The organism is Leptothoe sp. LEGE 181152 (assembly GCF_032906605.1).
GTDB lineage: Bacteria > Cyanobacteriota > Cyanobacteriia > Phormidesmidales > Phormidesmidaceae > Leptothoe > Leptothoe turfae.
This window is the reverse complement of record NZ_JASATU010000037.1, coordinates 51,597-74,202: the sequence shown is the minus strand read 5'-3', so window position 1 is coordinate 74,202 and position 22,606 is coordinate 51,597. Positions and strand designations below refer to the sequence as shown.

The following is a 22,606-nucleotide window of genomic DNA, read 5'->3' as shown; positions in this document are numbered from 1 at the left end:
GCCCACCATTCACGGGTATTAAATGTTGCAAAAAGGCCCCCATCACTGGGGGCCTTTCGTAATAAATGTCGTTATTGAATCTTAGGTTTATTCTAGTGGTGTAGCTCTTTGGTGGGCAATGCCTACCCTGCAACGGTTTAAAGATGGATCTTCGCGAAAGTTTCAAAATGGCAATCAAAACCCTGACTGCCAGCAAGCTTCGCAGTACCTTGACGATGTTAGGCATCATCATTGGCAATGCGTCAGTCATCTCAATGGTGGGGTTAGGCGATGGGGGACGTCGCTACATCAATGAGCAAATTCAAAGCTTAGGCCCCAACATTTTATTTATCTTGCCAGGCAACCGAGAAACCCGTGAACTGGGCGGTTTGGAAATTACCCGTAACCTTGTCCTGGAGGATGCCAATGCCATTGCAGAACAGGTCCCTTCGGTGATTGATGTTGCGGCTGAAAACACCACCCCTGGCTTGGCCACATTTCTCAATCGCAATGCCAATGTCAGTGTGATTGGCACTAACCCAGCCTTTATTAATGTCCGCAACTTCGATACAGACCAAGGGCGCTTTATTTCTGATCTAGATATGGAGCGTACCAGTGCGGTTGCTGTTTTAGGCAACTCCCTGGCTAACCGTCTGTTTGACGATCAAGTGCCCCTTGGACAGTCACTCCGCATCAATGATGTTTCCTTTGAAGTTATCGGTGTACTAGCGGTTCAAGGGTCGAACTTGGGCGTTAACTATGATGATGCCGTGATGGTTCCCCTGACTACCCAAGCAAGTCGCCTTGTGGGCCGCACGTCTCCCTTCGGCATCGAGGTTGGTTTTATTTCAGCAACAGCCCGTGATGCCGCCAGTATGCAAACAGCAGAATTTCAGATTACCAATCTGCTGCGGCTGCGCCATGGCATTACTCGACCTGAAGATGACGACTTTTTTATTCAAAACCAGGATACGCTGCTCACCATTGCCGATACGATTACCAGCGCGTTGACTCTGATGTTAGCTGCGATCGCAAGCATTTCTCTCCTGGTTGGTGGCATCGGCATCATGAACATCATGCTAGTCTCCGTCCGCGAACGTACCCAAGAAATTGGCCTCCGCAAAGCCATTGGCGCATCTCAGCAAGATATCCTCGTGCAATTTTTAATCGAGGCTATTATTCTCTCCGCCGCTGGCGGTATCATCGGCACCCTGCTGGGCGTCAGCGGCATCAGTCTGCTGAGTATCCTCACCCCCTTCGAATCCTCCGCTTCAGTCAGCGTCATTGTCATCGCCGTCGGCGTATCTGGCAGCATTGGCCTATTCTTCGGCGTTATTCCTGCCCGTCAAGCTGCCAAGTTAGATCCGATTGTGGCGCTGAGAAGTATTTAAAAATTATTGTCCCCATGCCCTCCCTCATCGACCTCCGCAACATTTCCAAAGTCTACGGCAGTGGCAATACGGAAGTAAAAGCCCTGTGGGATGTCAACCTGTCCATTACCCAGGGAGACTATTGCGCCATTATGGGACCTTCGGGTTCAGGCAAATCTACGGCAATGAATGTGATTGGTTGTCTGGATCGTCCTACTCAGGGTCACTATTTTTTTGATGGTCAGGATGTGGCCCAGCTGGACGATGACACCCTGGCGATGATTCGCAATCGCAAAATTGGCTTCGTGTTTCAGCAGTTTCATCTGCTGTCCCAACTCAGTGCCTTGGATAACGTGGCTCTGCCCATGGTGTACGCTGGCACTCCCGCTGCCGAACGGCGTGAACGGGCAGCCAGTGCTCTCAAACAAGTGGGGCTGGGCAATCGGCTGCATAATAAACCCAGCCAATTATCAGGGGGACAACAACAGCGAGTTGCGATCGCACGCGCAATTGTTAATCGCCCCCTCTTGCTGCTGGCTGATGAACCAACCGGTGCTCTAGATACCACCACCACTGAAGAGGTGATGACCATTTTTGCCGAGCTCAATCACAGTGGAATTACGGTGGTGATGGTCACTCACGAACCGGCAGTGGCCAGGCTAACCGAGCGAGTAGTCTGGTTTCGCGACGGCGAAGTTATTCATACCCATATGAACCCTGACGATGTTAGCTATGGAACATTAGTCGAGTAAGGGAAATTACTGACAAACCAAGGTAGAGTAATCAGGATTAGATGGTAGGCTATGGACCATCCCACGTATTATTTCATATCCTTAAGTAAGGATTGACTGTAAGACATAGATCGTGTACCGATATTGCTCACTAAGTAGCAACTCAGGGAGACTGAATCATGAACCTAGGTCATCGCTACGGACTGCCACTGTTAATGGCATTAAGCATTACTGCCGCCAAACCAACGCTTGCTCAGGATTTTCAGAGCGCTGAGGCGGCCTTAGAGCAAGGTGTTATCCATGTGCAACAGGGGCAACTAGACGATGCGATCTCAGCCTTCCGGAGTGCTGTTGCCCTTGATCCAACATTAGCCATTGCCCACTATAACCTGGGTCTTGCCTATCGTGAACAGAGCCAAATGCAGGCAGCGGCCGATGCCTTTTGGCAGGCAACCCAGGCTGATGATCAGTTTACGATGGCTTACGTAAATCTAGGTGCTGCCTTACTGGATGGAGGCAATCTAGAGCAAGCAGAGAGCTACTTACAACGAGCGGTTACCTTGGAACCCCAGTTGGGGATTGGCCATTACAACCTGGGGTTAGTTCAGCGTCGTCAGGGCAAGCTACCTGTGGCCCTCGATTCATTCTTAAAAGCGGTAGAGTACAGTCCTCAAGCGCCAGAAGTTCACTATCAAATTGGGCTGATTTACCTACAACAAAACCAATTAGATGGGGCTGTACAAGCCCTTGAAACAGCCATTAGTTTGGATAGTAACTATCCTGAAGCTCACTACAACCTTGGGATTACCCACTTTGGTCGCGGTGAATCAGCTGTTGCCCTTGAACATTTTGATCGAGCGATTCAGCTATATCCCACCTTTGGCCATGCCTACTATTCTAAAGGTCTAGCCCTGGCAGAACTAGGACGGACTGATGAAGCTGAACAAGTCTTGCAACAGGCCCTTGGCTTATACATTAACCAGGGCCGTAACCAGTGGATAACTAACACTCAAGCCCAGTTAGACCGCATCCGCCAGTAGGAGCCGCCCTGATTGGTCACCTAAATTTATTTTTGCGTTTTTGTAGGGGTCGCCCTTGTGGCGACCCCTGTGCCCTGGTGAATAAAATCCGTTGTCGGCAAGAATGATCTAAGGGTGATAGTTTACCCATCCTTCACATCTGGGGCACCCACAAGGGGATGCCCCTACGGGATCACCCCAATCAATCGCCTAGCTAAAAGAAATCCAACTCGAATGCACGAGCCTGGCCGCTTTCCAATAGGGCCAGATTACTCTTTAACTGTCGCCATACCAGGCCTGCACTCAGGAATGTGAGAGGAGCCGCTGTAGCATAGGACAGCCAGATGGGGGTACCAAAACAGCCTAAACCTGACGCCAAAAAGATGGCGGTGCCAGCACAAATCCCCAAAAATGGCAGTTGAATATTCAAACCACCCAGCTTAGCAACTACTTCAGATGAACGCGTTTTACGCCAGGCCTCTACGATGTCTTTGAGGACGGCACTAAAGGCGGCCCCTGACGTCACTGCGATCAAAAGACCGGCCACCATAAAAAAGTAGGGAGGCGTAAACAAGTAGTAGTAGGTCATGGCTAGGCCGTATTGTGTAAAGTTCTGTTAATAACCCTTATTATACGCTCAGCAGTGGCCGCTAGCGCTGTGTCCCCGCTTATCGCTAGGCTATGTAGTCAAAGAGGTTGTCTGCCTTTCTGAACTTTTACTACTGTCTAATTTTCGTTGCACTATGACTCAGGCATCCATTGGCGTTGCTGTTATTGGCACAGGCTTTGGCCAAAAAATCCATATTCCAGGGTTTAAAGCTCACCATCGCACCGAGGTGGTGGCGGTGTATCATCGCGATCGCAACCAAGCCCAAGCCATTGCCCAACACCATGGCATTCCCCATGGCTGTGACACCCTTGAGGAGGTTGTCTCCCTGCCCCAGGTTCAGGCCGTCAGTGTGGCGACTCCACCGTTTGCCCACCACCCCATGGCATCAGCGGTGCTAAAAGCGGGTAAACACCTACTGTTAGAAAAGCCCACCGCCCTTAATATTCAGGAAGCTCAAGAGCTCCATGCCCTAGCGCAACAGCATAATGTGGCCGCTGTCATGGACTTTGAGTTTCGATTTATCCCTGCCTGGCAACACTTAGCAGAACTTCTCCAAGCAGGCTACGTTGGGCAAAAGCGTCTCATTAAAATAGATTGGATTGCCGGTAGTCGAGCCAATCCTGAACGGGCTTGGAACTGGTATGCTCGCAAAGATCAAGGCGGTGGAGCATTGGGGTCCATTGGCTCCCATATGTTTGACTATGTCGACTGGTTGTTTGGGCCAGTCAAACGGTTATCCGCCAATCTGAGTACCACCATTACCCAGCGTCCTGATCCAGTATCGGGTGACTATAAGCCCGTTGATTCTGACGACACCTGCAGCATTAGCCTGGAGCTAGCCGATGGGACTCCTGTGCAGGTAACCCTAAGCGCTGTAGCCATGGCTGGGCGAGGGCACTGGGTTGAAGTCTATGGTGATAAGGGTACTTTGGTACTCGGTAATGCTAACCAAAAAGATTACATTCATGGGTTTACACTATCTGGTAGCCAAGCGGGTGAGCCCCTAACTGAGCTGGAAATTCCAGACCATCTTGCATTTCCCAAACTTTACGATGATGGCAGGCTTGCGCCTTTTATACGGGTAGTGGATCACTGGGTATCATGTATTGATAAGCAACAATCTTTAGCTCCTTCTCTCGCAGAGGGTGTCTATTCACAATTACTGATGGATCTTACCCACCAGGCCCATAGTCAAAAAACTTGGCTAACAGTCCCCAATTAATTCATTTATCTAATGAAAATTGCTGAGGTATTGGAGCCAAAAGTATCTAGACAAGCCAGCTAAAGAATTCGATCATTACAAAAACGCATACTATCTATCTCTTTAGATCATGGCTTGTCCTATGGCAACAATGGCCTAACTAAACGGGATAACCCGTCACGTACTGAGTAATATACATTGATGATGATGCGTAGCTCGTTGAGGATACAGGTCATCCACAGCCATGTCGTCGCAACAATTTCCCATTAGTTCCGTACAAGCCCTCAGACGCTCGCTTAAGCAGCAACTGGTATTACCAGCTTGTGAACATGCGCCCAGTGCTGTAGTTGCAGACGAGCCTGAGCCTGACTCACTAGCTACTTTAAGCAACCTGTTTCGCAAAGGGGGAATTGTCCATGCTGAAGGATCAACGCCCAATGCCAATGGTCGATGGTTTATTAGTACCGCTGATGCGAGCACTGCCCTTAAAAGTCTACCGGGCATTGCGCTCAAACCTGACTACTGCCTAGTTACCTATCTCTACCGTATTAGACGAGCCAATACTAACCATGGTGGTGCAGTTACCTGGGCTATGGCAAATGCACTGAGTACCACGTCCCATCTGGAAGCCGCCTTAGTCCTGGCTGGTGACCATAATACGCCTCCCTACCCAGAGGGGGCGCTGCATAATTATATGAATGCCATAACCGGCAATTTCACACCGAGTTCCTTTTTAATTGCGTCTGTTCTACAGCGAGAATTGCAAGAATTTGGCCGCTGCGGTCGTTTCTACCGTTGGCATTATCATCGACTGATCGGCACTATCCCCTCACAGCGGGACTGGCAGTGGCGTATGGATCAGCCTAAAACATTAACTCCAAGGGTACACAGCTTACCGAATGGGAAGTTTGCTGTTGAATTCTACACTTGCCGCATCGTGTCACCCATTGGTATCTTTCGCCATATTGACCGTTATGCAGGCAATTGCTATGTGGCCAAATCTAGTAATCAAGCGATCGCAGCAGCCATGCAACGCACAGCAAAGTTAGTCTAAAAAAAATGGCTGTTGAGTAGACCTTAATCATTGCTCAACAGCCATTTTAACGTTCTAAATTTTCTGAGAATGAACCATCTTGTAGGGGCACTCCCTTGTGGATGCCCTTCGATATCCATTCCCATCAGTTAGGATGCCTGGGTTAGACCTAAACTTGACGCTGAAATCAGCCCTACCGCAGAAAGCTACTGATAAACCACAAAAGTGTCATAGTCATGATCGCCACCACCGCATTTAGGCGCTCTGGTGTTAACCCCAGACTTTGCTGACCAATTAAGCTAATCATCAACAGCCCCAGCAAAACACCCACTAGTAAACCGCCAGCTGCAAACCCAAACGAACGCCAAAACTTACGCTCTTTGCGATTGAGAAAGTAAATAGTCGCTGCCACTGAGAAACCCAAGGCAGTCGCCGCACTATTGGCTGAAAACCACCCTAGGGCTGCTAAAGCTAAAAACGTAACCGATGGCCATAAAATATCGTCCCGACTTGGAGTATCCAGCCAGTCCTGAAGCCAACTAGGAGGCTGGGGCGCAGGCAAAGATACCTTCGATGACGATGATGATGACTCAGCTGCTTTTTCAGCAAACCGAATTCGGTCAGGTACCTTAATTTTGCCTTCTTGCCGCATTCGCAGCCGTTCCATCAAAATGGCGTCGTAGGCAGCCTCAATGGCCTCCTTTTGTTGGGGATTGTTTTCATCGCACTCTTCTAAAAGTCGCTTACGCGCAACCTGCACTTCTTCAAAGGAGGAGGACTCATCTAATCCCAACGTTTTGTAGTTGCTCTCATTCATTTCGACACCTGATATGTACGGTGGCCATTACGACGATTACAAATAGTGATATGACGTACACCTGTGGCAAATAGTGCACTGTACATCAAAACACCATTGCCAACTGGCACCATTGCCAATAATAACTATCAGTTTAACCATCCTGAAAAAAAAACAAGCTGAGGATGACAGAAATGTCAGATAACTTTTTAGAAGTTTCTTTGTCTATAACGGTCGCATCCTTATAATGACTGGCAACTACAGTATCTATCAACTACGGTACCTGTATTGAGAACTGGTGCACATGCTGATGATGCACTGCTCACATTCCCAATCGATAGGTTCAATATATTTCAATAAACTTATAGGTGTGGCTATCTATAGTGCCAATTGACCAGCTGTTTTTAGCAGAATTCTTTGATAAGGTGTGGAAGCTCTGTAAAACTTCTCTGAAGTTATTGAAAACTTGTGAAATAGGACTTTAGACGTGCTTTCACGGGCAGTCTAAATCTTACTAGGATTTATGCCGTTGCTGATTTGTAGAATGAATCGATCTAGAATGGGTGCCGTTTGTCAGACCTTCTCAGATTAAAGTCTTTCTGGGATTAGCAACGTCAGATTTATTTTTACCTTTTTACCTAGATTCGTATTTTTTGGTGTAAGGATTATGACCACGGCCTCTGCCAAAATTTTAGTTGTTGACGACGACCCAGCCATTCGCAATCTTATTCACAGATTTTTAGCGAAGCAGACCTATGAAATGGAGTCTGCTGAGGATGGGAAGCATGCTCTGGCTGTGTTTGAACAGTTCAATCCAGATTTAGTCATCTTGGATGTTAATTTACCCGATGCCAATGGCTACGACCTGTGTAAAGAGATGCAATCACGCACAGGTGTTTTTGTATTGATGCTTACCAGTCGTACCGATGAATCAGATAAGATTCATGGTTTCAATCAAGGGGCTGATGATTACATTACTAAGCCATTTAGCTTAGGTGAACTTGAGGTACGGGTCGGGGCAATTCTCAAGCGTCAGCGACCCGTGACAGCGGCTGAGCAGCAATGTCTCACCTTCAACTCCCTGGCCATTGATCCAATCCGCCGAGAGGTCACCCTTGAAAGCCAGTTGGTTCCCTTAACGGCGTTGGAATTCGACCTACTGCACTTCCTTGCTAGCCATCCTGGCCGAGTATGGCGGCGTACCGAACTGATTCAAAAAGTTTGGGACTATGAATATGTCGGCGATCAGCGAGTTGTGGATGTCCATATTGGTCAGATTCGCAAAAAAATTGAGATTGATACCAATCAGCCCACATTAATTCAAACTGTTCGTGGCGTTGGCTATAAGTTTGAGCCTCCTGCAACAGGCGCTGAGGTAGCTGAAGGATAAAAACATGGGGGTGGGTCTCTTGTTACGCAAAGGCTTAATCCACTCCCCATTCTCGCTAATTTTTGACATCACCTTTGACGGCTACAGAATGGCTCTGTAGCCGTCATTTATTCATATACATTTCTATATCTTCTTTCTATATCTTCTATTTATATGGGTCTCTACAATCACCTACACCCTGCCCTAGGGTAGCGAACTCCCCATTCTCCACTGCCCAGTTCCCCATTCCCAAAAAAAGCCTCCGCAAAGCGAAGGCCATGGACGTGCACTCAAGGAAATGTTTTAGGAGCCGCCTACTGCTCTACCTTCGCTACAGGTTTAGCTGTAGTCTTGGCGGAGCGGCTAGTGTTACGAAGTTTCCAGGCACTCGATACAATTTGACTCCAACGGCGCTGTACTCGTTTTGGAGTCCACCCCAGCTGCTGAGCAATATCAGCATCTGAAGGAGTAGACCGCTGGGGATCTTGCATTTGTTGCTGCTTGAGTGCTAGCAGATGCTGTTGGTCAGCGGTTAGCTCAGCGGTAAATGCGGTCCACTCTTTGGGGGACAACCCGAGGTTTTTATCTAGATCAGCCCCTAACCACTGGTGAACCAATTCCCAGTTGTGAGACTGGGCAAATTTTTCCACATGGTACTTAAAGCGCTGTTGTAGATAATCACGCTGCCGTGGTGTCAGACCGAGCACTTCATCAATTTCAGAAGCAGCCATGTCTTGTAGACGTAGTGCTAAATAGTCGATGCAGGCGGACTGATCCTGGTCTTCGAGATACTCCACTAGTTCGCGGATGATGCGATCGCGTAGCACCGCCTCAGCAGGGTCAGTGACATCGGCCACCATTTGCTCGCGAATTTGCTGTAGTGCTGAAGAACGGGAATCGGCATCATCACTCTTCGGTGAATCAACGGCCATTTCAATATCAACACAGGTCTCAGCGGGTAGACGTTTGGCAAAGCTTTGGGCCCGTAGAACCAAGAGCTGCTGGTTGTAACAACCCGGTAGAGAAATTCGACGCTTCGCGTACTGCTCAGTGAAGGCCATATATTCAGCCAACTCCAGGCGAGTTCTAGGCGTGTAGTCAGCTTCGAGGTGATTTTCCCGACGAAATGCCTTAAGTACTTCGATGTAGAAGCCTTGGAGGAAATCCTCTAGTAGATTGCAACGTCCCTGGAAACCTAGCTGAGTCTTAGCCGGAGCGATGTAGCGATATGCGATCGCACTCAGTCGACTTTGCAGTTCCACCCGACCCTGGCGAGAGCCTAAACGGTAGTACTCCAAATACTTCTGAATCCGGTTCTCCGCTAGGGAGTGTTGCCAAGCATTAACTTCGCCAGAGGCTTGAATTCGGTCGCTTTTGCGGCAAATACGAGCCACTTCGATAGCCAAACGGTTGGCCACAGCATTGACAGTACGAGTACTGCCTTTAACCTGCTCTTGAATTAGTTGAACCAAAAAACTGACCAGGGCCTGATCAACAGGACACAGTTCATTTTCATGGTTTGCATTCACAGTGTCGTCCTTAGTTGACCGGATAGAGCCAGCCGTGGGATGAAGAACGACGTTATTAGATGGCTTAGTTAGGTTTAATACGTTTGTAGCGGTAGATTGAGCTTTCATAATTCCCTTAGTGATGCACGCCCCTACAATTCGAGGAGCTGTTCAATTGGCAGTTGGAGCTGTAGGCCTGTCCGCTAGTGGACAGTTTCACTGTAAAGGGACTCAATCTGGAACCTGAATACCAGTGTGTCACTATCCAAACCAAATCGCCAAAAAGTCTGCTGAAAGACTGAATGCTGCTCGAAAGAATGGGGCATCAATAACTCTAAAATACTTACTGTGTAATCATTTGGTAGATAGCTCGAACGAGATAACACACGCGTGAAGGCAATGTCCTTGACTGTGACAGTTGAGTAGATAGTCTATCCCGTAAGTCCATTTTTAACCTTGTGACAGTTGCATGGGATTGACATGAAATTTATGGGTTTCTATCCATTAATCTCAATACATCAATAACAATTGATGAACCGCCGAATATTCTAATAGTTCCCTGACGTATTGCACTATTTAATAGCTACGTTAATGTCTGAGCCTGTCCGGTGTTTTTACAGGAGGCCTGGATGAAGTGTATGTAGGGAAATTTGGCGCTCAGGGGAGATTCCGTAAAGCTATGGAAAAGATCGCTTATTTCGATTGCCCAACGGGCATTGCTGGCAATATGTGCCTCGGTGCAATTTTGGCGGCAGGGATGCCTTTAGACAATTTGTTGGATCAGCTCAAACGCCTGGGTTTAGAGGATGAGTATGAATTTACAGTGACTCAGGTAAGGCGTCAGGAACAAGCAGCGACCGCAGTTACGATCAGTTTGAACAGTGACGCTGTCCGTGGTCATCGCCATTTACCTGAGATAGAGAACTTGATCCGTCAGGCCCACTTGCCCACTCGGGTCGTGGACTGGAGCCTGGCTATTTTTCGAGAATTGGCCGCTGCTGAAGCTGCCGTCCATGGCATTCCTGCAGAGCAGGTGCATTTCCATGAGGTGGGTGCTACGGATGCCCTGATCGATGTGGTAGGGACCTGTTTAGGCCTGGAGTGGCTGGGTGTGGACCGGGTGGTCTGTTCGCCTTTACCGATAGGTGGCGGCACTGTCAGGGCAGCCCATGGTCGATTACCGGTACCTGCCCCCGCTGTTTTGGAACTGCTCCGCCGTGCTCAAGCGCCTATTTATAGCAATGGTATTGACAAAGAATTGGTTACACCGACTGGAGCTGCGATCGCAACCACCCTCAGTGATGCCTTTGGTCCTCCCCCTGCCATGACCTTAAACCAGGTGGGCTTAGGGGCAGGCAGCCATGACTTACCCATTCCCAATATTTTGCGGTTATGGATTGGGACCGGAGCGCAGCCACGGACAACCGACCATGGAGCCCACAAGTCAGCCCATAGCCATGACCAGTCCACAGACCCTCAGCCCAAAGACCATCCCCATGCAGAGCACCAGCAGTCGGCCCCTGAGCATGGTCATCAGCAAACTATTCCTGGCTATTGTGAAGCCATTGTGGAGCTACAAACCCAGCTGGATGACTTAACCCCCCAGGCTATCGGTTATCTATATGACGGTTTGTTTAAGGCTGGTGCCCTGGATGTATTTACCCAAGCCATTGGCATGAAAAAAAATCGTCCGGGCATTTTATTGACGGTTATTTGTGCCGAAGCCGATGCTGCAGCCTGTCAGTCCTTGCTGTTTTCAGAAACGACGACGTTGGGCATTCGCAGCCATGGGCAGCAACGTCAGACGCTCTATCGGTCCTGGCAATCCATTACAACTGACTACGGTCCGGTGCAGGTTAAAGCGGGACTCGCCACACCCAATGGCCCAGTTGTGAATCTACAGCCTGAGTATGAAACCTGTGCTCAGCTTGCTCGCCAACATTCCATAGGTTGGAAGCAAGTTCAGTGGGCTGCCATTGCCGCTGCCCAATCAATATATCAGGATGAATATAGGGCTGCGGAATGGGACCACACACCCACTCACTTCACCCGATAAACCAAGGAATATCATAAAAGGAATGTCATAAGTAGTCTGGGTACCTAGCTGATGCCATTAACATCCTCTGATGCACGATGGACAGGTGCCCAATGCAACTCTCGCATCATTTGAGAAAAGATGCGATATTCCTCCAATGAGGCTGTTTCTGGATTACTGGCCTGGGCATCATCCTGCTGAACTTGCACCAAGTTGTACTGCACGTCGCTGCCGCAGATAGCTAAGGTGACCCCGTATATCTCCAAAAAGTTAATGATCCACTGACATTCTTCCCGAGGAAATTGCTCGTAATAACGAATTAGATCAGCAATTCGAGCATCCAAATATGGATGGGAACTGGGAGAAATCAACAGCAGCTTCAGCAGCACGATTGCCAACGTCAGGGGGCGACCATTCGTTAATAACAAACTAAAAAGAGATGACGGAGTTTCTTCGTCCTCCGTCATCAGGTAGTCAATCACTCGATTGCTTGTCAGCAAGGCCAGGGAAGCATCCAACGGCTGGTGATTAAACTTGACGTACAAGCCATTTAGCTTTTTTTGCAAACGGGTTTCAAGGGTCACTACAAAGTCAGTTTTAATGGCAGAAAAGAGCAGGTATTCAACCAAACTATTTTTGTAGCTGCCGTAGGTTAGCCCTTGGGTTTGCTGCTGGAAAATTCGAGCCAAGTTGCGGTGGCTAAACATGCCACGCTTGGCAACAAGGGCTCTAATCACCCGTAAAGCACTGTCTCCCAGCATAGTCGGATTAACTCGACGCTCTCGTTGAGCAGTGGCTTTTGGAAAATGTGCTGTATACATGGCCAAATCAAACTTGAACTTGTCCCTCAGTCGCTGAGATAAAGCTCTGGCCGCTTCCCGCTGTTCTAACGGGTTACTGGTGTCTATATACTGAGGTGCCAGTAAATAGGCCGTATAACGCCTCGACCAATGGGGAGCCTCATTACTAAACCGGTTTTGAACAAAAAGCTTAAGGTCTTTAAAGTCTTCACTATCAACGAAGGACTGTAACCAATGCCGCAACCGCTTGATGGTGGGTGAAAGGGATACCTTACGAATTGTCGGGTCAGTAAACAGTTGGATAAGGTTTCGAATAGCCCCATACTCGCGGGCTACTTCCCAATTATTAATTAAGATGTAGCAGGAACGCTTAAGCGTGTTGTGGAATTCCTGCTTATTATTCGAAAATAGAATGGAATACAACGCAGGAGCAGTATTTGTACTTACCGTTTCCTGATGTTGCAGAAATAGGCCCCTAAATTCTTCGAGCACATCAGTTGAAGGCCAATCTTTAACAATTTCTAGCAGGAAGTCATAAATTGTCTGCTGGGCCTGCTGAACGTCTTGATTTCGACGTCTGGGATTAAACGAATCAGAAACTCTATCAACAACCATGTAAGTTACTGGTATACAGGGCAACTCATGCCATTAGCATTCACGGCTAACTAGATAGATAGTGTAAGAAGCAAAAAGATGTATTCGAATATTCAATTTTTAACAAGAAATTACCCAAACTGGGAAGTATAGTTGCGCCGAATTTTCCTCCGTAACACCACTGACTCATGAATATCTAACACTCAATCTAGAGAATGAAACTCTCTGCATAAGCGGCTTATCGATGTCTAGATACTATCATGCCAGGATCTAGGCACAATCTATGCTGCATTCCGTACAAACTTACAGACGCATTATAGGTCAGCAGCAATTTGGCGTTACTTAAAAAAGACTTAAGAAAGACTTTTTAAAATGGGGGCGGAGGGACTTGAACCCTCACGACCGTTTAAGGTCAGCGGATTTTCACCCTCCCACAACTTTCGCTGCTGCCACGCTCAGCGGGCTTTGAGGATTGGACCCTCCCTTTACCCTCGACTTGACGTTAGGGTAGCTCCCGTCGGGCCTCTGCACCTTCCGATTGAAGAACGGCAATAGCCATTGCTATCAAACGGCTTGGCTCAGGATTGCCATATCCCCTCAACCATAACCCTGGGGTATCTGATTGAGGCTGACTTAGGTTTCCCTGAGTTTGAGAGCTTACACTTAGCAGATTTCTCCACTAAGGCTCAGTTTTCTAAGTCCGCAGCGTCTACCATTCCGCCACGCCCCCTTAGTTGAGTTATTGCTAACGGCAGTTTGGGGAGCGACCCTTCGCTAACCGGTTAACCAAAACTCCTGTTTAATTCCAACACCAAGTGGTACTCTGTGCAACCCCCTGAACGCTATGATGACTAACGACGTGGGCAAAAACCTTAAGGGCTATGGATAACCTCGATATTTCACTTTTGATTACGTTGGCTGTATATGCTGGTTTGGCGGGTCTTTATTTGCTAGTGGTTCCTGGTATTCTGCTTTTTTATCTAAAGCAGCGTTGGAATGTGGCGTCATCCATTGAGCGCTTGCTGATTTATTCACTGGTGTTTGTATTTTTTCCAGGCATGTTGTTGCTATCGCCCTTTCTTAACTTTAGACCCCAACGTCGTGAGATTTAGCTATGCGCCGTATTGATGTAATTGGCGTCGGGCTGGGAATTTTTGTCGCTGGTGGCGGTCTATACTTGGCCCTTTCAATGGCTGGTCTAGATGGGCTTTCGGCAGGCCTATGGAGTCAGGTTATTTTCACTGGCGGGCTTTTAGGCTGGGTATTTACTTACCTGACACGGGTGTTTTCTAAAAAGATGACTTACAATCAGCAGCTCAAAGATTATGAAGATGCTGTTTTGCAAAAACGCCTGGACGAGATGTCTGAAGAGGAGCTAGCTCAGCTGCAGGCAGAACTGGACGCCGAGAAAAAATCCCAGTCATCCTCCTAAATTTTTACTTACCACATTGATCACCGCAAATAACACAGGTTCAGATAGATAAATGATGGGTAAATCGGTTTCAGCTCAATTTCAGACATTGCGTGACCACAAAGACTGCGCGCTTATTCCATTTATTACGGCTGGCGACCCCGATTTAGCTACCACTGCAGAAGCTCTCCGGGCATTGGATCGAGCGGGTGCAGACTTAATTGAACTGGGTGTTCCCTATTCTGACCCGTTGGCTGATGGTCCGGTGATCCAGGCGGCAGCTACTCGCGCGTTGGAGCGGGGCGTCACTTTAGATGCGGTTTTAAGCTTAGTTGCCGAGGTATCACCGGACTTATCAGCGCCAATTGTACTGTTCACCTATTACAATCCTATTCTCAACCGAGGCATTGAACAATTTTTGCAGGATATTTATCAGGCTGGTGCCCGCGGTCTTGTGGTGCCTGATTTACCCCTTGAAGAAATGGACGTCCTGCTGAAACCCGCTAAGGAAATTGGCATTGAGGTGACGTTGCTAGTGGCACCGACGACGCCTAAAGAAAGAATTGTTGCGATCGCACAACAGTGTCAAGGCTTTATTTATCTAGTTAGCGTTACCGGTGTAACCGGCATGCGTCAACAAATTGGTAACCGCGTTCATAATTTATTGCAAGAGCTCCGAACGGTTACTGATAAGCCTGTAGGGGTTGGGTTTGGCGTTTCGTCCCCCGAGCAGGCAGCCCAACTCAAAACATGGGGTGCAGATGGCGTAATTGTTGGCAGTGCTTTTGTCAAGAGATTAGCTGCCAATGGCTCAGGTGATGGTGTTTCAGAAGTTGAGAGCTTCTGTCAACAACTAAGGACGGCTTTGAAATAAGGACTTCGTTAACAATCACAACCCAAGCCGTTCAGATACTAAATTGTTGAACTATCTGTAAAAAAGAATAGACGTAGCAATTGAAGTGTCCAACATTGTTGAACAATGTTGGACACTTCAATTTTTTTTGATCTAACTTAGGGAATTATGCAAACAGCAACAGGCTATCGTTAACGTTTGCTGACAAATGTTGAGCAATGTAACCTTCAATAATTCTTCATGTTAGTTCAACTGATCTTCAATGAAGGGTCACACTTCTCTTAAATCAGGACATGGGAGCGGCGATCCCCATGAATTTGCTAGGTAAAGTCGCTAAAACTTAGATATTTTCTTAGTGTCGTTATCAAAATTTCCTGATTTGGTAATCCTCAGTATAAGCTCCTAAATTTTGTCTGTCGCTGTGAGGTATTGCACTCAGCCAAACCAGAGTGTCATAATCCTTGACCAAAGAGAGGAATAACCGTATAAATACGGCAAACTTCTTTGATTTGTAAATTGTTTAGGTGTTGCAGTAAGTGGTTTTTCCTAGCTCTTTAACCATCTTCTGGTTAGAGTTTTTACTGATAAATTTTGATTCGGTCACGTTGTGTTTGTGACGATACGCAAGTTTGGTCATAAGCAATTGCGAATCATTGCTTCGAGTTGATTGTAGATCAAAAGCAATGTTTAGCCGTTTGCCTTGTTGTTGGTGCCTGTGAGGGGTCATGAGAGTTTTGAAAAGCCGTCCTAAAGGTGTCATTCGACACCTGTTTAAAGCTGTAAGTTTTTTTTTAGTGGGTGTTCTGCTGAGCACTTTGCTGGTTTATTTACATACCCCTGTGATGCCCGTAGGTGCGCAGGTTCAAGTTACCAACACTGCGTCTGGTGCTTTCGACGATCCGACAAACCCTAATCGACCTAGGGTGAGAGCACCAAGTAACCCAACAACAATTGGTACTCCCCCAGTTGAAAATCAACTGCTGAGAATAACAAAAACAGCTGATAAGTCAGCGGCTGAACCTGGTGACATTGTCATTTATCGGCTTTTGGTGGAGAACATAAGTGCGGTAGCAGCGACTCCATTAACTGTCATGGATAATCTGCCGCGAGGCCTAGAGTACATCGACGACTCTGTTAACAGCGCCCCAATACCACCTAATTTGACAAATTTTGAAGTCGCAGGTAGGCAGCTCAACTTTCAGTTTGACTCTTTGCCTGCCAACTCCTTGCTTGAGATTCTGTATGCTGTCACCTTGACGCCTGATTCTGTACGTGGTTCTGGTGTCAACGTAGCCACTGCTTCAGCGCCTGGTTTCCCCACGGCTCAGGCTGAGTTTAGCTTAACCATTCGCCCCGGTATCTTGTCTGACTGCGGCACCATTATTGGTCGGGTCTTTGTAGATAAGAACTTTGATGGTGAACAACAGTCAGGCGAGGCGGGTGTACCCAATGCGGTCATCTACCTTGATGATGGTAACCGCATCATTGCTGACCCAGATGGTCTCTTCTCCATGGCCAATGTGGTTTCTGGTAATCGTGTAGGTGTGCTTGACCTCAGCAGTTTGCCAGGCTACACCTTGGCCCCCAACCTCTACCGCCTAGAAAATAACAGTCAGTCTAGACTGGTTCGCTTAGAGCCAGGTGGTCTGGCACGTATGAACTTTGCAGTAACACCGACCTTCGGGGAGGGCCAGAACTAATGATGATGCGTTTGTTATCCAACTCAATTTGTCTAGGACTGCTCACTACCCTGACGGGTGTGGTGGCTCTACTGCAACCAGCTCAAGCGGCTCAAGAAACAACAAATTCTGCGTCAATTGTTGAGTCAGATATTCTCGTGGCACCTGTTAATGTGCCTGAGCTATTGACCCAGGCGAGCGATGATTTGCCTAGCGATTTGCTGGACTCGAATACGCTACCCGTGGAAGAAGATCCTGGTGAAGCTGAAGGATTTATCGATGGCACGATTATTCGTCAGGTGCCCAGTGGGTTGCCACCGCTGATTCAGGATGAACTGGGTGATGAGTTGACCCTGGAGATTTTTCCAACGGGTGATGCGTTTATCCCTGCTGATGGTCGCTCAACCATGGGGTTGCAGGGAAATATTTTGGATGAGTCTGGGCGACCTGTGCGTGAAGATGTGGTAGTCACGCTGACATCTTCAGCAGGTACATTTATTGGGGCTGACTACGATATTGATCGCAGTGGTTTTCAAGTACTGGCTCGCCAGGGAGAATTTGAGGTTGAACTCCGTTCAGCCCTTGATGCCCAGCCTGTAACCATTCGGGCCAGTGTACAAGCTCGTGAAGCTCTGGGTCTGATGGGTGATGATGCAACCGCGCAACAACCCGCCGCTGACGTTGATGGTTATACCCAGGTCAATTTCACAACACCCTATCGCCCATCCTTGGTGGCTGGTGTTGTCGACTTTCGATTTGGCCCTGGAGCGACTGATTTCTGGGGTCGCTATGCCGACTTCCTCGATCCGGGTGATATCGGAGATTATGACGCTGACCTTGATGCGGGTATTTTTGCCACAGGCACCATTGGTAGCTGGTTGTTGACAGCAGCGTTTAATAGTGAGCGAGCCTTAAACGAGCGTTGTAACGACAATCGTCTTTACCGGGACGTGCAAAATTGTGAACAAACTTACCCCACTTATGGAGATAGTTCAACCACCGACTTTTTAACACCATCCATTGATAGTTTCTATGTTCGGTTTGAACGAGATTCTCAGATCGTCGGCTATGAGCCTGACTTCTTTATGTGGGGGGATTACGATACGGCAGAATTCTCTCGTTTCTCTCAAGAATTTTCGGCGTTAAATCGTCAACTCCATGGTTTTAAGGGGAACTACACCTTTAACAATGGTTTGCAGCTCACTGCACTGTATGCCAACAATTTACGAGCGCTACAGCGTGACACGATTGTGCCTGACGGCACCAGTGGTTACTATTTCTTGTCTCGTCGTTTGGTGTTGGCCGGTAGTGAGGATCTCTTTTTTGAGATAGAGGAACTCAACCGTCCAGGAACAGTGATTGAACGAGTGCGACTAGCGCGCGGTGTCGATTACACCATTGACTATGACCGAGGGGCAATTCTGTTTAACAGCCCTGTGTCTGCCGTTGACGCTAACCCGTTTGGCCCGGCTCTAGTGCGTCGCATTGTGGCCACATATCAGATAGACGGTGACGATGATGATGGCGATTTGTTTGGTGGGCGGCTGCAGTATAACTTTGACACCAGTCTCGAGTCTCCTAGCTGGGTTGGTGCGTCGGCCATCTTTGAGGACCAGGGTGCTCAAGACTTTAGTTTAATCGGTGTAGATGCGTTGCTACAGCTGGGTGATGCTGGCCAGTTGGTGGCTGAGCTTGCCCACTCTTCATTGGATAATCCAACGGTTGATGAAGATGGAACAGCGATTCGGGTAGAGGCCACGGGACGGATTACGCCTGATTTGGCGGGTACCGCCTACTTTAGGGATGCTGACAGTGGCTTTCGGAATACGGCAACCACGAGTTTTAGGGCTGGTCAAACCCGCTGGGGCGGTCAGCTGGGCTATAACGTTAGTCGTAACACTCAGCTGCAATTACAGTTTGATCGTGAGCGCAACCGGGGTAACGAAGATCTGATTCCCACTACTCTGGACCAGCTGATCAATCCGGGCTTAGTGCGGACTGATGGAGCAACGGTGAACAATTCCATCACCACAGTGCGGGCAGGTGTCCAACAACAGTTTGGGTCGATAACGGGGAATTTGGATTGGGTTTATCGAGATCGCAACGATCGGATCACCGGCGATGATATCGAGTCAAACCAAATTTCTGCCGGGTTGACCTGGCCCCTGGCTGAGAAATTATCCTTCCGGGCCCAGACAGACATCGCTTTAAGTGATGAAGATGATGCCTATCCAGGCCAGACGGTGGTCGGCCTGGATTGGGATGTACTGCCAGAGGTGACCCTAAGATTTGCCCAACGGTTCTTCCACGATGATGATGTCACGCCCGATGCCCTGACTACTGTTGATGCTCTTGTTAACTACGATCTAACGGACAACACGCTTCTGACTGGTCGTTACTCCATTTTGGGTGCCAATAATGGCATGAGCGGCCAGGGAGCTCTCGGTCTGAACCATAGAATTAATCTCAGCCCTGGTTTACATGTAGACTTGGGCTTCCAGCGGATCTTTGGTGATAGTCTTTCGTCCATTACTGGCGGTAACCGGGTGCTACAGCCCTATGCCGTGGGTCAATCAGCGGCTTCCCTGGGTCTGGTTAGCGGCACAACCTATACGCTAGGGCTGGAATATACGGATAGTTCTGACTTCCAGGCTAGCGCTCGGTTTGAGCATCGTGATTCGGATGATGGTGATAACACTGTCATCACCGCCTCAGCTGCGGGTAAACTCTCAGACGCTTTGACCACCCTGGCCCGCATTGAGCATGCTAACTTTGCTAACCAGACCATTACCGATCGTCTGAATAGTTCCACCAGTGCTCGATTAGGTCTGGCGTATCGTAATCCTCAAAGCGATAAATTCAACGCGTTGTTGAGTTATGAATATGCCATTAACCCATCCAGTACTCCCAACTCTCTTTTAGTGGGTGCAGGTTCAGACTCTATTCAGGAGCATACCTTGGCCATGGAAGGCATTTATGCTCCGAGCTGGCGTTGGGAGTTCTACGGTAAATATGCCCTACGAGCCACCAATGCCGACTTAGACTCCTTAGGCGTGACGTCGTCTAATGCGATTCATCTGGGTCAATTGAGAGCCACCCACCGGTTTGCCTACCGTTGGGATATTACCGGTGAAGTTCGTTACATCACTCAGCCCGAGACCAACTATGACGAAGTCGGTATGGCAATTGAAGCAGGCTATTACCTGACCCCAGAGCTGCGTTTGGGAGTGGGGTATAGCTTTGGTAGCGTCAATGATCGCTCCTTGGGAGGCAGTGGTTTCCGCTCCGATGATGGCCCCTACCTTGGCGTCACCTTCAAGGTCAATGAACTGTGGGATCAGTTTGGTCTCCAGCAGGTAGCGCCCCAACAACAGGAAGAGTCGCTAATGGAGGCAGACGGTTCACCCACAGCAGAACCGGTGAGTGTTGTTCCGGCTTCAGCTACCGCCGCTGACGATAACGACGTTAATAATGTTGATGCAGCCAATGCGGCTGAGGGTACACAGACAACTGCTGGGGGTGAGGAGTAATGAAATTAACCATGTATCTATCTAAGCTAGTTGGGACAGCTGCACTGGCAGCCACGGTGCCATTAGTGGCTCAGGCAGTGGCTATCCAAACGGTCAGTGCCCAAGAGATTACGCCTTACTCTGTGATTGTGAACTCGTCTGGTGACGGTGACATTCGTCCTGATGACGCGCTGACATTGCGAGAAGCCATTTCTGTGGTGAATGGAACTCTGCCGGTTGATGCGCTGAGTGCTGCTGAGCGTGCTCGAGTGACCCCTGCTGCCAGCCCATCCATCAACTTTAGTTTGGCGGATGATCCAACTATCGAGCTGGTGGAGCCCCTGCCTCCAATTATGGCTGCTGGCACATTGGTCGATGGTGCTAGCCAGCCAGGTTACGGGCCTCTGTCTACTACCGATACAATGGTTACCCCGGTGCCTACACCAGTGGTCGCTTTAACCCCAGCGGCGGGGGCCGAAGTGTTGCGAGGGTTGACGATTACGGCTGATGCGGTGACCGTGAGAGGCTTAAGTCTCTATGGATTTTCGTCTAAACATCGGTCTACGCAGACAACACCACCGGCAGATATCTTAATCACCCACTTGGTTCCCCCTGTGGATGCTGGGCTGCCTGATCCCCCTGGTTGGCGGACTTTGCTGCCCAATGAAGATTCAGATGCCCCCGTTGGTGTGGTGATTGAAGACAACTGGTTAGGGATGTCGCCGTCTGGTGAAATGCCCCCTGTGGAGCAGATGTCGGCCCTCGGTGTAGTTGTTTTTAATGGTCTTGATACGGTCATTCAGCGTAACCGGATTGAATTCCATGAAGGTAGCGGCATTCTCACGGCTGCCCAGGCCATGGGCATGGATGTGACCGAAAATACCATGCGGACCAATGGTGTTGCAGGGATTCCCGATGGTATTCGTCTTGATGGCAATATTGATGGGGCCCAGATCCACGGTAATCTCATCTGCGGCACCGATGGTAGCGGTGTATTTATGTTCAAGCCAGAGGGCTCCGCACGGATCTATGGCAACGATATTCGGTTTAATGGTCGGCGCTTTAGGCGGGCGGCCATTTATTTGATGGGTAACGGCCATGAGGTGACTGAAAATGTGATTCAGCATCAGCCGGGACCGGGCGTTGCGATCGCATCTTACCCCCGCAGTGAAGGCAACATTATTCGGAACAACACATTCGCGGCCTTAGATGGCCTCAGTGTAGACCTGGGCTATAACGACAACAGCGGCATTCAAGATTTTCAGCGTAAAGACGGCCCCAACCCACCGCGTAATTCGTCAATGCGCCGTCGGGATACCGCCAATGCCGCCATCAATGCCCCTGAGTTTGACGATTATGTCTTTCCGAGCAGCGGTGGATCGACCACCCTTAGCGGTGTCGCCGATCCAGGCACTGCCATTGACATTTATAAGGTTGTCGACCGTCAAGGATACTATGGAGCGTTAAACGAATACGTTACCACCGTGTCTACAGATGAAACCGGCAGTTTCAGCGTTGATGTCAATGCCCCTGAGGGAACGTTGTTGAGTGCCATTGCCACGGATGATGTGTACGGTACATCTGAGCCCTCAGCCATTACGGCCGTTGGCACATTGGGGGATGGCCCCACAACACCGGCCATGCCCAGCTGTGAAATTGCTCAAGATCCGCCAGAGCCAGAACCAGAGCTTCCTCCGGAACCCTTGGTCTTGCGCATTCCCCGCAATATTCACTTTGCTCTTGATAAATCAGATATCTCCCCGGCATCTGCGGTCATTATGGATGAGATTATTGCTGTTTTAGAAGAGTATCCATTCATTACCGTTGAACTGCAGGGGCATACCGATCCACGAGCCAGCAACGCTTATAACCAGGCCTTGGGTGAACGCCGAGCTTTGGCCGCCAGGAATTATCTGCTACAGCGAGGCATTGCCGCTGAACGGATGCGCATTCGCTCCTTTGGAGAAACACAACGGGTATCGAGTGGCAGCGGACGCATTGACTATGCCCGCGATCGCCGCACCGAGTTTATCTTTACAGATACTCGTGGTCTCGACATTATCTACGAAAATTTGGAAACAGATTTGCAGCTTGAATAAGGCCTTCTTT

General features: G+C 48.9%; 17 protein-coding genes. 13 read left to right on the top strand and 4 right to left on the bottom strand.

From position 1 onward, the window contains the following. The first annotated feature begins 143 nt into the window (after positions 1-143). From QGP82_RS20560 to QGP82_RS20550, 3 genes are all read left to right on the top strand, one after another. The gene (locus QGP82_RS20560; protein WP_163668770.1) at positions 144-1,370 is read left to right on the top strand and encodes an ABC transporter permease; all 1,227 of its coding nucleotides are present in this window, start codon (positions 144-146) and stop codon (positions 1,368-1,370) included. A 14-nt stretch (positions 1,371-1,384) separates the two neighbouring features. Further along, positions 1,385-2,101: an ABC transporter ATP-binding protein gene (locus tag QGP82_RS20555; protein ID WP_163668772.1), complete on the top strand. Its 717-nt coding sequence runs from the start codon at positions 1,385-1,387 to the stop codon at positions 2,099-2,101. Positions 2,102-2,259: 158 nt separating this feature from the next. Then, positions 2,260-3,120, top strand: a complete 861-nt coding sequence (locus QGP82_RS20550) for a tetratricopeptide repeat protein (RefSeq protein WP_163668775.1) — start codon at positions 2,260-2,262, stop codon at positions 3,118-3,120. Positions 3,121-3,313: 193 nt separating this feature from the next. Here the strand turns inward: QGP82_RS20550 and QGP82_RS20545 are convergent, their stop codons facing one another. Then, positions 3,314-3,688 (bottom strand): hypothetical protein, encoded by a 375-nt coding sequence (locus QGP82_RS20545; RefSeq protein WP_163668777.1) that lies wholly within the window; start codon positions 3,686-3,688, stop codon positions 3,314-3,316. A 154-nt stretch (positions 3,689-3,842) separates the two neighbouring features. Between QGP82_RS20545 and QGP82_RS20540 the strand changes: the two genes are divergently transcribed. Both QGP82_RS20540 and QGP82_RS20535 read left to right on the top strand, forming a co-directional pair. Further along, on the top strand, positions 3,843-4,931 hold the full coding sequence (locus tag QGP82_RS20540; RefSeq protein ID WP_163700671.1) for a Gfo/Idh/MocA family protein: 1,089 nt from the start codon (positions 3,843-3,845) through the stop codon (positions 4,929-4,931). A gap of 223 nt (positions 4,932-5,154) precedes the next feature. Next, positions 5,155-5,964, top strand: a complete 810-nt coding sequence (locus QGP82_RS20535) for a hypothetical protein (RefSeq protein ID WP_499060820.1) — start codon at positions 5,155-5,157, stop codon at positions 5,962-5,964. Between the two features lie 172 nt (positions 5,965-6,136). Here QGP82_RS20535 and QGP82_RS20530 read toward each other — a convergent pair whose 3' ends face one another. Continuing rightward, complete coding sequence (locus QGP82_RS20530; protein ID WP_163668783.1) at positions 6,137-6,760, bottom strand: CPP1-like family protein; 624 nt, start codon at positions 6,758-6,760, stop codon at positions 6,137-6,139. A gap of 646 nt (positions 6,761-7,406) precedes the next feature. Between QGP82_RS20530 and QGP82_RS20525 the strand changes: the two genes are divergently transcribed. Beyond that, positions 7,407-8,129: a response regulator transcription factor gene (locus QGP82_RS20525; RefSeq protein ID WP_006514738.1), complete on the top strand. Its 723-nt coding sequence runs from the start codon at positions 7,407-7,409 to the stop codon at positions 8,127-8,129. Positions 8,130-8,422: 293 nt separating this feature from the next. Here the strand turns inward: QGP82_RS20525 and QGP82_RS20520 are convergent, their stop codons facing one another. Beyond that, entirely contained in the window at positions 8,423-9,745 is a 1,323-nt protein-coding gene (locus QGP82_RS20520; protein WP_163700677.1) for a HetZ-related protein, read from the bottom strand. 550 nt (positions 9,746-10,295) lie between these two features. On the opposite strand from QGP82_RS20520, the gene larC reads away from it, so the two are divergent. Further along, positions 10,296-11,672, top strand: coding sequence for a nickel pincer cofactor biosynthesis protein LarC (gene larC / locus QGP82_RS20515; RefSeq protein WP_499060819.1), 1,377 nt, complete (start codon positions 10,296-10,298; stop codon positions 11,670-11,672). A 44-nt stretch (positions 11,673-11,716) separates the two neighbouring features. Here the strand turns inward: larC and QGP82_RS20510 are convergent, their stop codons facing one another. Next, complete coding sequence (locus tag QGP82_RS20510; protein ID WP_499060818.1) at positions 11,717-13,066, bottom strand: Sll1247 family protein; 1,350 nt, start codon at positions 13,064-13,066, stop codon at positions 11,717-11,719. 860 nt (positions 13,067-13,926) lie between these two features. Here QGP82_RS20510 and ndhL point away from each other — a divergent pair. From ndhL to QGP82_RS20480, 6 genes are all read left to right on the top strand, one after another. Next, positions 13,927-14,157, top strand: coding sequence for an NAD(P)H-quinone oxidoreductase subunit L (gene ndhL, locus QGP82_RS20505; RefSeq protein WP_006514742.1), 231 nt, complete (start codon positions 13,927-13,929; stop codon positions 14,155-14,157). Between the two features lie 2 nt (positions 14,158-14,159). Further along, positions 14,160-14,477, top strand: coding sequence for a DUF3007 family protein (locus QGP82_RS20500; RefSeq protein WP_499060817.1), 318 nt, complete (start codon positions 14,160-14,162; stop codon positions 14,475-14,477). A 55-nt stretch (positions 14,478-14,532) separates the two neighbouring features. After that, complete coding sequence (gene trpA / locus QGP82_RS20495) at positions 14,533-15,330, top strand: tryptophan synthase subunit alpha (protein ID WP_163668793.1); 798 nt, start codon at positions 14,533-14,535, stop codon at positions 15,328-15,330. 704 nt (positions 15,331-16,034) lie between these two features. After that, entirely contained in the window at positions 16,035-17,009 is a 975-nt protein-coding gene (locus QGP82_RS20490; RefSeq protein WP_163668795.1) for a DUF11 domain-containing protein, read from the top strand. Continuing rightward, positions 17,009-20,518: a TonB-dependent receptor gene (locus tag QGP82_RS20485; protein WP_163668797.1), complete on the top strand. Its 3,510-nt coding sequence runs from the start codon at positions 17,009-17,011 to the stop codon at positions 20,516-20,518. Before QGP82_RS20490 ends, QGP82_RS20485 begins: the two co-directional genes overlap by 1 nt. Continuing rightward, entirely contained in the window at positions 20,518-22,596 is a 2,079-nt protein-coding gene (locus tag QGP82_RS20480; RefSeq protein WP_499060816.1) for an OmpA family protein, read from the top strand. The genes QGP82_RS20485 and QGP82_RS20480 overlap by 1 nt, the downstream gene beginning before the upstream one ends. The last annotated feature ends 10 nt before the right edge of the window (positions 22,597-22,606 follow it).

Excerpts from the sequence above, each read along its gene's own strand:
- QGP82_RS20560 (WP_163668770.1), top strand. The coding sequence starts at position 144 with ATGGATCTTCGCGAAAGTTTCAAAATGGCAATCAAAACCCTGACTGCC.
- QGP82_RS20555 (WP_163668772.1), top strand. The coding sequence starts at position 1,385 with ATGCCCTCCCTCATCGACCTCCGCAACATTTCCAAAGTCTACGGCAGT.
- QGP82_RS20550 (WP_163668775.1), top strand. The coding sequence starts at position 2,260 with ATGAACCTAGGTCATCGCTACGGACTGCCACTGTTAATGGCATTAAGC.
- QGP82_RS20545 (WP_163668777.1), bottom strand. The coding sequence starts at position 3,688 with ATGACCTACTACTACTTGTTTACGCCTCCCTACTTTTTTATGGTGGCC.
- QGP82_RS20540 (WP_163700671.1), top strand. The coding sequence starts at position 3,843 with ATGACTCAGGCATCCATTGGCGTTGCTGTTATTGGCACAGGCTTTGGC.
- QGP82_RS20535 (WP_499060820.1), top strand. The coding sequence starts at position 5,155 with ATGTCGTCGCAACAATTTCCCATTAGTTCCGTACAAGCCCTCAGACGC.
- QGP82_RS20530 (WP_163668783.1), bottom strand. The coding sequence starts at position 6,760 with ATGAATGAGAGCAACTACAAAACGTTGGGATTAGATGAGTCCTCCTCC.
- QGP82_RS20525 (WP_006514738.1), top strand. The coding sequence starts at position 7,407 with ATGACCACGGCCTCTGCCAAAATTTTAGTTGTTGACGACGACCCAGCC.
- QGP82_RS20520 (WP_163700677.1), bottom strand. The coding sequence starts at position 9,745 with ATGAAAGCTCAATCTACCGCTACAAACGTATTAAACCTAACTAAGCCA.
- larC (WP_499060819.1), top strand. The coding sequence starts at position 10,296 with ATGGAAAAGATCGCTTATTTCGATTGCCCAACGGGCATTGCTGGCAAT.
- QGP82_RS20510 (WP_499060818.1), bottom strand. The coding sequence starts at position 13,066 with ATGGTTGTTGATAGAGTTTCTGATTCGTTTAATCCCAGACGTCGAAAT.
- ndhL (WP_006514742.1), top strand. The coding sequence starts at position 13,927 with ATGGATAACCTCGATATTTCACTTTTGATTACGTTGGCTGTATATGCT.
- QGP82_RS20500 (WP_499060817.1), top strand. The coding sequence starts at position 14,160 with ATGCGCCGTATTGATGTAATTGGCGTCGGGCTGGGAATTTTTGTCGCT.
- trpA (WP_163668793.1), top strand. The coding sequence starts at position 14,533 with ATGGGTAAATCGGTTTCAGCTCAATTTCAGACATTGCGTGACCACAAA.
- QGP82_RS20490 (WP_163668795.1), top strand. The coding sequence starts at position 16,035 with ATGAGAGTTTTGAAAAGCCGTCCTAAAGGTGTCATTCGACACCTGTTT.
- QGP82_RS20485 (WP_163668797.1), top strand. The coding sequence starts at position 17,009 with ATGATGATGCGTTTGTTATCCAACTCAATTTGTCTAGGACTGCTCACT.
- QGP82_RS20480 (WP_499060816.1), top strand. The coding sequence starts at position 20,518 with ATGAAATTAACCATGTATCTATCTAAGCTAGTTGGGACAGCTGCACTG.